The organism is Ruminococcus sp. (assembly GCF_045129435.1).
GTDB lineage: Bacteria > Bacillota > Clostridia > Oscillospirales > Acutalibacteraceae > Ruminococcoides.
In genome coordinates, this window is record NZ_JBGVJL010000033.1 from 17,366 (window position 1) to 28,992 (window position 11,627).

An 11,627-nucleotide genomic window follows, 5' to 3' on the forward strand; every position below is an offset into this window, starting at 1 on the left:
TTAATACTATATATGCTAAAATTATTACCATAACAGTAATTTAATGTGATACTGAAATGGGTGTATAATATTGAAAAAAGTTTTTCTTGTGGCATCTGCCATATTTGTAGCGATAATTATATTTTTTGCCGTTCCTTTTATAAATGCAAATACTACAGGCAAAGCAACGCAATATACAATGCTGCAACAGGCAAAAGTGAATATACCTCCGCTTGATTTTGGTGACAATAACGATTACGACAGCGGCGATTCTGATTGGGGCAGTGATTCTGACTGGGATGACGATGATGATTGGGATTCCGATTGGGATGATGACAACGATTGGGACAGTAGCTATGATAATGATGATGACAGCAGTACTTATCACCATTATGGAAATTCAACCGATGATTCTATTTCCGACAGTACTAAAACCGGAATAAGCATTGCACTCATTTCCTCTGTAATAATAATCGCTTTGCTTGCGTGTGGATTGAATATATTTATTCTGGTCTTTCTCCGCATATTCTTAAAAAGAAGTAAGAAAAGGAGAGAGCAGAACAGAAATCAGAATATTAGACAGTCGGCAGGCAGAAGCGTTATACTTCCTGATCGTACTTCTCAGATCTATAGTCTTATCAGACAAAATGATCCAAGCTTTTCGGGTGAGGACTTCATTTCTTATGCGAGATATGTATATGCTGCAATTCAAGATGCGTGGAGCAAAAGAAATCTTGAACCTGTAAGAATTTATCTACACGATAACCTTTATAATCAGACTCAGAAGCAGATTGATAAGAAGCTTGCAAACGGAGTTGTAAACATTATTAATAATATAAATGTTGACACCGCATACCTCACAGCTTATCGTAGAGATAGGGAACTTGAATATGTAACGGTTTACTTGAAGGCCACACTTACAGATTATGAGATTAATGAAAAAACCAAACAGGTATTGCGTGGTGATCCTAATGCAAGGTATCAGCTCAGATATACTCTTAAATTTGTGAGAAATCTTAATGTTAAAACTTCCGGCAGTACCCCGACAATGCGTTATTGCCCTAACTGCGGTGCTCAGATTGAAATGTCAAGCTCAGGCAAGTGCAGATATTGTGGAAGTACAATAACTTCTGGTCAGTATTCATGGGTACTCAGCGAGTATTCTTCAATCAGAAACGATACAGTTGATCAGGGCATTTATATTGAAAACAATAACAATGCTCAGAACAATCCGAATAATCGTCAGTAATTTTTAATTGCTGTCAGGGGCTGGGAGTATTCCTCAGCCCTATTTTGTTAATGTTAGTTACATTTTTTGTTAGTGTTAATTAATTGCAAATTAGCACTATATACGCTAAAATTATTGAAATAATATTAAATTTAATATATTGAAATAGGTGTATAATATTGAAAAAAGTTTTTCTTGTGGCATCTGCCATATTTGTAGCGATAATTATGCTTTTTGCCGTTCCTTTTGTAAATGCAAATACTACAGGCAAAGCAACGCAATATACAATGCTGCAACAGGCAAAATTAAATATACCTCCGCTTGACTTTGGTAATTCTAATGGCTTTAGTGGCGGTGGCGGTTCAGGCGGAAGCGGCGGTTTTAGCAGCCATGGCTCAGATTACCACAAAGTAAGCAGTTCTTATGAAGAAAGTATCGGTATGTTCATTATAGTCGCGGTATTTTTAGAAATTCCTACAATTGTGTTTTTTGTAATAGTTTTTAAAAAATCTTCTAAAAAGAAAAAAAGAAGTGATATTACATCTTCAGATAATTATTATAAAAAGAAAATAATCCACCAAACAGCGGGCAGTAGTGTAGTTCTGCCTGATCGTACAATAAAGATTGCTGCTCTTATTAAAGAAAATGATCCGAATTTTTTAATTAAAAAGTTTATTTCGCTTTCGGAATTTATATATACTGCTATTCAATATGCGTGGAAGAACAGAGATCTTGAACCTGTGAGAATTTATCTGCACGATAACCTTTATAATCAGACTCAGAAACAGATTGAGCAAAAGATTGAGGACGGAGTTATAAACATTATAAAAGATATAGATATTGATGCCATATATCTTACAGCTTATAGCAGAAACAGAGAGTTTGAATATGTAACGGTTTATCTGCGGGCTACACTTACAGATTATGAAATCGATGAAAATACTAAGGAAGTACTGTATGGTGATCCTGATGTAAGATATCAGCTTAGATATACGCTTAAATTTATGCGAAATATTAATGTAAAAACTTACAGCAGTACTCCAAAAATGCGTTATTGTCCTAACTGCGGTGCTAAGATTCAGATGTCAAGCTCAGGCAAGTGTAAGTACTGCGGAAGTACAATAACCTCGGATCAATATTCATGGATACTCAGTGAATATTCTGCAATTAGTGATGATACAGTTGATCAGGGCATTTATATTGAAAATGATCCGTTTAGATATTGTTAACTGAAGAAGTGAGGTATAATAATCAGCCTCATTTTTATGATAGGCAAATATTTTTATTAAATAGCATATTAATGCTAAAAGTGCTGTTATTATTTATAAAATGTATCAAATACTTGCATTTTTACCGCTTGTGTGTTATATTGTAACTGATTTGTTAATCAATACTTCAAAGGCACAGGTGATATTATGGAATACAAAATTATTGCACTTGATATTGACGGTACTTTGACTAATTCTCAAAAAGAGATTACACCACGCACACGCTATGCACTTATTGAGGCTCAAAAACGAGGTAAAAAAGTTGTGCTTGCGTCCGGCAGACATCCTATTGGCATTCAGGAAATTGCAAAGGATTTGATGGTTGACAAGTACGAAGGCTACATTATGGCTTTTAACGGTGGTAAAATTCTTGACTGCACAACAGGTCAGACCATTGTAAGCAAGGATTTTCCAAAGGAATATCTTTCTGATATTTTAAGCGTTTTAAAGGACTCAAAGCTTACAGTTCACACCTATGATGATAAGAAAATCATTACGGGCGGAAACCTCAACGATTATTCTAATGTTGAGAGGGATATTCTCAAAATGGAAATGGTAGTTGTTGACGATTTTATGGCTGCTATTCCGGAGAAAATCAACAAGCTTTTGCTTTCAGGTGAGCCAAACGAGATTGATAAATACAACGAGATTCTCGCAAAACGCTATGATGGCTTGCTTGATGTATATAAGAGTGCTCCTTATTTCCTTGAAATTATGCCGTTTGGTGTAACAAAGGGCTCAATGCTCCCTATGCTTCTTGAAAAGCTTGATATTACAAGCGAAGAGCTTATTGCTTTTGGCGATAATTATAATGATATGACAATGATTGGCTATGCCGGACTCGGTGTTGCTATGGGCAACGCTGAGGAAGATGTAAAGAAAATTGCAAACTATGTTTGCGAAACAAATGACGATGACGGCGTGGCTAAAACGGTAGAAAAATTAGTTTTAAAGGATAATATTTAATAGATTTTAATTGTAGTCCCTTCCTAGGTAAATTTAGCTGAGGAAGGGATTTTTTGTGTAAAAATTATGATAAGTAAAGGAAAAAGAAATATGACTTTTTAAAAAAGTTACACTTTATTCACTTTTTTGTGTAAATTACATAAAACAGGTATAAAATGTTTGGAAGTACAGATTTTAAATAATTCTAATATAGAAATAAGATTAATAATAACTAATTTATAATAATATATGGATGTAAAATTTTGTTATAAACAAAAATGGAGGAAAAGCTATGACAAAGGTAAAAAAACTCATTGCTTTAATGCTCGTTGTTTGCATCGCAGCAACAGTCGGCATTGTGTCGGTTTCGGCTGCTACTGTTGACGAAGATGAGTCAGTTCAGGCTGATTATAACGGTATTAAAGTACATGTGTATTCTGAGGACGGTGCTCCAAACATTTACTACTGGAACAGTCTTCCGCAGAATATCTCAACAGATTACCCCGGTCCAAAGATGACTGCTGAGGGTGATAACAGCTACGGCTACACATTTAGCAATGTAACAAAAATCAATATGATGTTTGTTACAAACGGTACTCAGTCTGCTGAAACAACAAGAAACAGCGGTGAGTGGTGGTACAAAAACGGCAGATGGTCTTCTAAGTCTTGGACTGAAACTCAGGATTGGGAAAGAGCAGACCTCAGAGAAGATTCAATCTACTTTGTAATCACAACTCGTTTCTATGACGGCGACACAGGCAACAATGTTCATTGTTGGGAAGACCAGAAAGCAAACAACCCTGATTCAGATCCTGCTTGGAGAGGCGATTTTAAAGGTCTTATCGATAAGCTCGACTACATCAAGGCTTTAGGCTTTAGTGCAATTTGGATTACTCCTGTTGTAACAAATGCTTCCGGTTATGACTATCATGGCTACCACGCACTCGACTTTACAACTGTAGATGTTCGTTATGAGAGTGACGGTGCTACATATCAGGATCTTATTGATGCGGCTCACGAAAAGGGTATGAAGGTTATTCAGGATGTTGTTTGGAACCATACAGGTAACTTTGGTGAGTCAACACTCTGCCCAATGTTTACTAAAGAATATAACACAATTCAGGATCTTGGCAGCACAGATTGTATGAAGGTTATTGAGGGCAGTGATCTTGATAAATCTTACCCAAATTACGATTCACTTAACGGTGATGCTCAGTTCCAGGCTCGTCTTGACATTATGCAGTCTATCCACACAAGCGGCCACGATACCAATGAAACCTACCACAGAGAAACTTCCGGCGGTGGCTGGGGACAGCCTCTTGAGCAGTATGCTTCAATCGAGGGTGACTGCCGTGATATTAACACAGAAAACCCGGAGGTTGCAAAGTATATCAATGATACATATACCGACTATGTAGATATGGGTGTTGATGCTTTCCGTCTTGACACTGAAAAGCACATCAACCGTTGGACTCTTAACAGTGCATACTTCCCAACATACGATAAGTATGAAAACTTTTACATCTTTGGTGAGGTTTGTGCAAGATGGAGTGAGTTTATCAACGAGGGTGGTCAGTCTGACTCTCCGTTCTTCTATACATGGAAAGAAACTGACAGTGCTTGGCAGAATAACTGGGGTACTAACTTCAGCGATTGGGAAACAAACTTTGCCAATTCTAAAGCACATTATTCAAAGTATAATACAAAGACAGTTTCAGAAAAGAGCAACAACGCTTTCCTTAACGGTATTTCATACCACACACCTGATTACAGCAAAGCAAACGGTACAGGTGTAATCGACTTTACAATGCACTGGAACTTTGAAAACGCTAACAAGGCATACAACACAGCTCTTGGCGAAGACTCAGCATTCAATGATTCAACATGGAATGTTGTTTATGTAGATTCACACGACTATGCTCCTGACTTCTGCTCAAAGGTTCGTTATACAGGCGGTACACAGGCTTGGGCAGAGAATATGGATCTTATGTTTACTTTCCGTGGTATTCCTTGTATTTACTACGGCTCTGAAGTTGAGTTTGCAAAGGGTCAGGTAATTGATGTTGGTCCTAATTCTCCTCTTTCTGCAACAGGTCGTGCTTACTTTGGTGACTATCTTGAGGGTAATGTAACAGCTACCGATTTTGGTAAATATACAGCAAGCGGTAAGGTTGCAGAAACACTCAGCTCACCACTTTCAGTACATCTCCAACAGCTTAACCAGATCAGAAGAGCAGTACCTGCTCTCCAGAAGGGTCAGTACACAACTGATAACCAGTATGTATCAGGTAATATGGCATTTATCCGCCGTTATACAAATGCAAGCGAAGGCGTTGACAGCCTTGCACTCGTAACAATTTCAGGCGGTGCTACATTCAAGAATATTCCTAACGGCAAGTATATTGATGCTGTTACAGGTGATGTTAAGAATGTTACAAACGGTACACTTACAGTTGGCAGTGTTGGTACAGCTAATATGAGATGCTATGTTGCTTGCGGTGCAGGCTTCACAGGCATTGACGGTAAGATTGGTACAAACGGTACATATCTTAAATAATTTACAATAACAACTAAGAGGATGAAGTAAAATTCATCCTCTTTTTGTGTATAAATGGATATTTTAGCTGAAATGTATATAAATATAACATAATCGTAATGATAAATAAGACAGTTTAAAGCATTTTGTATCTTTTCTTTTTCTTTAAAATGTGATATAATGTTATTTAATGGTTACTATTGATTTACAAATTTTTATTGTAGGAAGTGATTTTGATGGGCAGTTATTCAGATAACACACCGGCTATTCATGATTTGGCACAAAAAATGATCTCAAATTCTATGATCGACACAAGTCTTTATTCAAAGTATAATGTTAAAAGAGGACTTCGTGACCTCGATGGTAAGGGTGTATTAACAGGCCTTACAGATATTTCCACAATTCTCCAGAATAAAGAAGTTGACGGCAAGCTTGTTCCTTGTGATGGTGAGCTGTATTATCGTGGATATAATATTAATGATATAATCGGCGGTATTCTTGAGGATGACCGTTTTGGTTTTGAAGAAGTAGTATATCTTCTTTTATTTGGTGAAATGCCAAATGCTGTTCAGCTCAAGGATTTTAAAGAATTGCTTGTAAAATACAGAACTTTGCCACAGAACTTTGTTCGTGATGTTATCCTTAAAGCACCGAGTGAAGATATGATGAACTCTATTGCCCGCAGTGTACTTACATTGTTCTGTTATGATGACAACCCTAATGATACATCTGTAGATAATGTTTTGCGTCAGTGTATTCAGCTTATTTCAGTATTCCCAATGCTTTCTGTTTACGGTTATCACGCATATAACCATTATCTTCGTGATAAGAGCCTTTATATCCATCGTGCAGAGCCTACTATGTCAACAGCAGAGGTTATTCTTTCATTGCTCAGACCAGACAGAAAATATACTCCTCTTGAGGCAAAAGTACTTGATATGGCACTTATTCTTCATATGGAGCATGGTGGCGGTAACAACTCAACCTTTACAACCCATGTTGTAACATCTTCAGGTACAGATACTTATTCTGCTATAGCCGCAGCTTTGGCATCTCTTAAAGGCCCTAAGCACGGCGGTGCTAATGTTAAGGTATTTTATATGTTTGAGGATATCAAAGAGCATATAAAAGACTGGAAAGATGACGAGGAAATCGCAGCTTATCTTGAAAAAATTCTTGAAAAGCAGACATTCGACAGAATGGGCCTTATCTACGGTATGGGTCATGCTGTATATACAATTTCTGACCCTCGTCAGATTATTCTCAAGGGTGCAGTTCAGAAGCTTGCTAAGGCAGAGGGCTATGATGAGGACTTTGACCTTTATGCAAGAGTAGAAAGACTTGCTCCACAGGTTATCGGCAAAAAGCGTAAAATTTATAAAGGCGTTGCTTCCAATGTCGATTTTTACAGCGGCTTGCTTTACAGTATGCTTAATATTCCTTGTGAGCTTTACACACCAATGTTTGCCACAGCCAGAATTGCCGGTTGGAGTGCACACAGACTCGAGGAAATTGTAAATGCCGGCAAGATTATTCGTCCTGCATATATGAGCATTTCAACAATGAAAGACTATAAACCTCTTGATAAAAGATAATATGTTAAAATTTGGCGGATACTAAGCTTGAGTATCCGCCTTTTAGTTTTGTGTTTTAATGGTTTTTATTCAATAGTTGAGGTAATTATGGTTTAGTAACGGTCGGGAAATTTTTGCTTGAATTATTGCAGACTTTATACTCGGACAACAAAGTTTCGTCAACCTTTTTCAAAGGCTGTAGGTGTGGGCAAAGCCCACAAATACTTTCGATTTACGGAAAATTCCGATAGCTAAACAGCTTGCTGTTTGGCGGCTTGAGCACAACGGCGAAAGCTTTATAATTGCGATAGCAACATAAAACAGAAAAGATATTCTTTTTCTATTTATAAATTATTTCTTGTTAAAAAGCTGTCTCCTCTTTTGTCAAATGTAGCTTTTAGCACATAAACAGCGTTGCTGTTTGTGCCTAATAAATTGTTATATTAGAAGATTTTATGGGCTCTGCCCATATCCGCAAGCCTTTAAAAAGACTTGACCTAAATTTTTATGTCCGAATATAAAATCTGTGCTAATTCAAGCCAAAATCAACGACCAAATAATAAAAAAACTCCCGCAATGCGAGAGTTTTTAACATTTTATTTATAAGATGTTGAAAGTGTAACGGTTCCATCTGATTTACCGTTATCATCAATATGGGTGATAATCTTGTTGTCTTCAATAGTGCTTGCAGATTCCCACAAGTAGCTTGTGCTTGCAGAGCCTGTGCCTGTTGCCTCATAGGTTACAACAACAAGGTCGCCACCGTTGCGGTAGTCATATCCTTTTGTAATGTCTGAGCCGTTGAACTTGATTACACCTGCATTTTTTGCATTGATAATACTGTTTGTGGTTGCGTGACTTTGTAACTCGGCTTTCTGTACCTTTAATTTTGAAGAATCATAGGAAATTGTAGCCTGGAAGTTTGCAAGTACCTTTGTGCTCTTTACCGAGTAGGTGACTGTTACTGTATCACCCTTTTTGTAATCGTGAACGTCAACCGTAAGTGTGTCTGATGACTTATTGCCAGAGTCACTTTTGCTTGATGAATTGTTTGAAGAATTGCTTGAGGTTTTGTCTGAAGCATTATTGGAATTGTTGCTCTTTGAGCTTTCAGACTTTGACTCGGATTTTGAAGAATCGTTATTGACCTCTGATTCTGATTTTTCAGATGTCTGTGAATTCTGTGAGCCTGAATTTTGTGAATTGCTGCTCTGAGAACTCTGTTCGCTTTCTGATTTTTCACTTGCGGAGGTTGTATTTACACTTCCTGCTGTAGCTGATGTTGAGCTTGCCACAGTTGCAGCGGTAGAAGAGCTTTCATCTTTATTGCCGCAGCCTGTCATTACGCTTGCAAATGAGGTTGACACAGCAAGTACCGCAACCAATAATGCAACAGAAATTCTCTTTGCTTTATTGTTTGAATTATTCATAAAATCATTCCTTGTCTAATGTTATTGTCCCTATTATAGCAAAATATATTATAAAAATAAAGCGTAAATATTAAATAATAATTTGCAAAATTTGACATTGTATTTTAATAATACTTATGATACAATGAATATGTGAAAACTAAATGAAATTTTAGGAGTGTATGAAATGAATTTTAGAAAACTTATAGCATCTGGACTTTCGGCAGTAGTGCTCGCAACCGGGTTTTCAGTATCAGCCATTGCAGCACAGACTAATGAAACCGTTGTATCTTCACCCGATTTCAAAACCTATTCAGGCTTATACGCTCACGCAGTTTTGAATTCTGAAGATGCTCAGGCGTGGCAGAGTTGGCAGTGCAAGCATTCTTATTATGATGGGCAAGCCTACGAGGTAAATCCATCTACGAGATATTTCTTTTTGCCGTCATCAGTAAACGATGAAAAGGTAGATATTTACAACGCCTATTCTTCGTCTGTTACGGTAAACGGTGTTACAATTTCACCGTATCAGACTGCCGCTGTTCCTTACAAAACCAATGTTGAGTACACTGTAAAGGCAGGCAACGAAAATATCACGCTGATTTTTATGAAGTCAACTGCTGAGGCTGCCGTTTATCTTAATAACGATAATGCAGACGGTAACGGTACAAGCCTGATTCCTTACCTTAACCAGTCAAAGAGCAACTCAGCAACCGCAATGGCTGCTATCACTGACGCAGACGGCACCCTTGAGGCTGCAGAGGTCAAGAAAATCAAGGGCAGAGGAAATACAACTTGGTACAAGGATAAAAAGCCGTACAATATAACATTCAAAGATAATGTAACTGTAGGTTCAATGGAGAAGTGTAAGAAATTTTCTCTGCTTGCTAACTTTCAGGACGATTCTCTTTCAAGAAACAGATTCTTATATGACCTATCTGACGCTGTAGGTATGCCATATGCATCTGATTCCCGTTATGTTGATTTCTACTCAAACGGTTATTACTGGGGCTCCTATCAGATGTGCCAGAAGATTGACACCGGTAAGACAAACCTTCTCAGTGATATTGACGAAACCGGCTATCTCAATGAAGACGGCTCAATCAACGAGGATTTTGCATTTGTATGCGAGGTTGACGCAAGTGCAAACGATGATGATTATCACTTTACTTCATCAAGCGGTAACCCTATTACAATCAAAACTCCTGAGCTTGCTCCGGGGGATAAGGGTTATGATGAGGTTAAAAATTATGTAAAAGAAAAGTTTGATGCTTTCTATAACGCAATCAAAAGCTCAAGCACAGACCTTTCAGAGTATGCAGATGTTGACTCGGTTACAAAAATTTACCTTATAAACGAACTCGGCAAGAACTGGGATTCCGGTGTATCAAGCCTTTACTTTACATACAAGCAGGACGAAAACGGCGATTGGAAGTTCTTCGGTTCACCTGTATGGGACTATGATAATTCACTTGGCAATGCCGTTGGTGTTGAATGGGAGCTTGGAAATATCGGTGTAAATGACTATCAGCAGTATAGCGGTTGGTGGTGCAAATATAAGGGTAAGGGCAAAAACAGCCGTGGCACTAATAATGTTATGAACCTTATTGCAAGAAACCAGAATGTTCTAAAGGTAGCACCAAAGATTTGGTTTGAGGACTTTGTTCCGGCTATGCAGACCTTTATGTCAAGCGGAGTAAGCGAGGGCGAGATTTATTCTTCTGATGTTTACTACAATTATGTAAAGGGTAGTGCGGAAATGAATTATAAGAGTGGTTGGCTGCTCAAAACAGGTAGTTGGATTGCAGACCACAGCAAGCTTAACACAGCGGCTTTTGACTACTCAACAGGCAAATATACAGTAAGCAATACTACTACAAGATATAATAATGACTTTGACGGTATGTACAACTACTGTGCAGACTGGTTCACAAGCAGAGCAGCGTGGCTTAGCAGTCAGATGTATGCTGATTACGAGCCTGAAAATCCAAGACTCGAAAATGACCTTAACAATGACGGAGTTGTAGATATTCGTGATGTAACAGACCTCCAGCTTCACATTGCAGGCAACGGCTCACTTGACGCAGAGGGCGTAAAAATGGCTGACATTAACAAAGACGGCATCATAGATGTAAGAGATGTTACCGACCTTCAGCTTATTATTGCAGGTTAATAAAATAAATACTCTGACACCGCTCGGTTAAAATCGGGCGGTGTTTTTTGTAGGTTCTTTTTCAAAAGTTGTGGTAAATTATGGTTTAGCGTAAAGTCTTGAATAAATATTATAAAATTTAGGTCGAGCCTTTTTAAAGGCTCGTGGGTTTGGGCAACGCCCAAGAAAAGTTGTTTTTACATCAGTCTATCGGGCACAAACAGCAACGCTGTTTGTGTGCTAAAGCAAAGTTTGATAAAACGGGCGACAGCCTTTTAAAAGAAATACTTCATTAATAAATAATAAAGAATAATGGCTTTTTGTGTTGCTATCGCAATTATAAGGCTATCGCCATTGTGCTCAAGCAACCAAACAGCCTGCTGTTTGGCTATCAAAATTTTGTGTAAACTAAAAGTTTTGTGGGCTTTGCCCACACCCACAACCTTTGAAAAAGGTTGACTAAATTTTTGATTCGAGTATAAAGTCTGTGCTAATTCAATCAAAATTTCCCGACCGGTGTTAAACCATAATTTACC

General features: G+C 37.8%; 8 protein-coding genes. 6 read left to right on the plus strand and 2 right to left on the minus strand.

Features of this window, described 5'->3' with window-relative positions; translation table 11 throughout:
- Window positions 1–70: 70 nt before the first annotated feature.
- The 5 genes from ACJMMI_RS01770 to ACJMMI_RS01790 all read left to right on the plus strand — a co-directional run bounded on the left by ACJMMI_RS01770 (window position 71) and on the right by ACJMMI_RS01790 (window position 7,551).
- Window positions 71–1,228, plus strand: a complete 1,158-nt coding sequence (locus ACJMMI_RS01770) for a TIM44-like domain-containing protein (RefSeq protein ID WP_405352940.1) — start codon at window positions 71–73, stop codon at window positions 1,226–1,228.
- Window positions 1,229–1,386: 158 nt separating this feature from the next.
- Complete coding sequence (locus ACJMMI_RS01775; protein ID WP_405352941.1) at window positions 1,387–2,436, plus strand: transporter; 1,050 nt, start codon at window positions 1,387–1,389, stop codon at window positions 2,434–2,436.
- A gap of 186 nt (window positions 2,437–2,622) precedes the next feature.
- Window positions 2,623–3,441, plus strand: coding sequence for a Cof-type HAD-IIB family hydrolase (locus ACJMMI_RS01780; protein WP_405352943.1), 819 nt, complete (start codon window positions 2,623–2,625; stop codon window positions 3,439–3,441).
- Between the two features lie 271 nt (window positions 3,442–3,712).
- Window positions 3,713–5,977 (plus strand): alpha-amylase family glycosyl hydrolase, encoded by a 2,265-nt coding sequence (locus tag ACJMMI_RS01785; protein WP_405352945.1) that lies wholly within the window; start codon window positions 3,713–3,715, stop codon window positions 5,975–5,977.
- Window positions 5,978–6,192: 215 nt separating this feature from the next.
- A complete protein-coding gene (locus ACJMMI_RS01790; protein WP_405352946.1) occupies window positions 6,193–7,551 on the plus strand; it encodes a citrate/2-methylcitrate synthase in 1,359 nt (452 codons plus the stop codon).
- A gap of 575 nt (window positions 7,552–8,126) precedes the next feature.
- On the opposite strand, the gene ACJMMI_RS01795 is transcribed toward ACJMMI_RS01790, so the two are convergent.
- Window positions 8,127–8,960, minus strand: a complete 834-nt coding sequence (locus ACJMMI_RS01795; RefSeq protein WP_405352948.1) for a cohesin domain-containing protein — start codon at window positions 8,958–8,960, stop codon at window positions 8,127–8,129.
- Window positions 8,961–9,126: 166 nt separating this feature from the next.
- On the opposite strand from ACJMMI_RS01795, the gene ACJMMI_RS01800 reads away from it, so the two are divergent.
- Window positions 9,127–11,112, plus strand: coding sequence for a CotH kinase family protein (locus tag ACJMMI_RS01800; RefSeq protein WP_405352950.1), 1,986 nt, complete (start codon window positions 9,127–9,129; stop codon window positions 11,110–11,112).
- A gap of 254 nt (window positions 11,113–11,366) precedes the next feature.
- Here ACJMMI_RS01800 and ACJMMI_RS01805 read toward each other — a convergent pair.
- Window positions 11,367–11,627 (minus strand): hypothetical protein (locus ACJMMI_RS01805; protein WP_405352952.1); only part of this gene is annotated, 261 nt, incomplete at its 5' end.

Coding starts and splice junctions, on each gene's coding strand:
- ACJMMI_RS01780 (WP_405352943.1), top strand. CDS start 2,623: ATGGAATACAAAATTATTGCACTTGATATTGACGGTACTTTGACTAAT.
- ACJMMI_RS01795 (WP_405352948.1), bottom strand. CDS start 8,960: ATGAATAATTCAAACAATAAAGCAAAGAGAATTTCTGTTGCATTATTG.
- ACJMMI_RS01800 (WP_405352950.1), top strand. CDS start 9,127: ATGAATTTTAGAAAACTTATAGCATCTGGACTTTCGGCAGTAGTGCTC.
- ACJMMI_RS01785 (WP_405352945.1), top strand. CDS start 3,713: ATGACAAAGGTAAAAAAACTCATTGCTTTAATGCTCGTTGTTTGCATC.
- ACJMMI_RS01790 (WP_405352946.1), top strand. CDS start 6,193: ATGGGCAGTTATTCAGATAACACACCGGCTATTCATGATTTGGCACAA.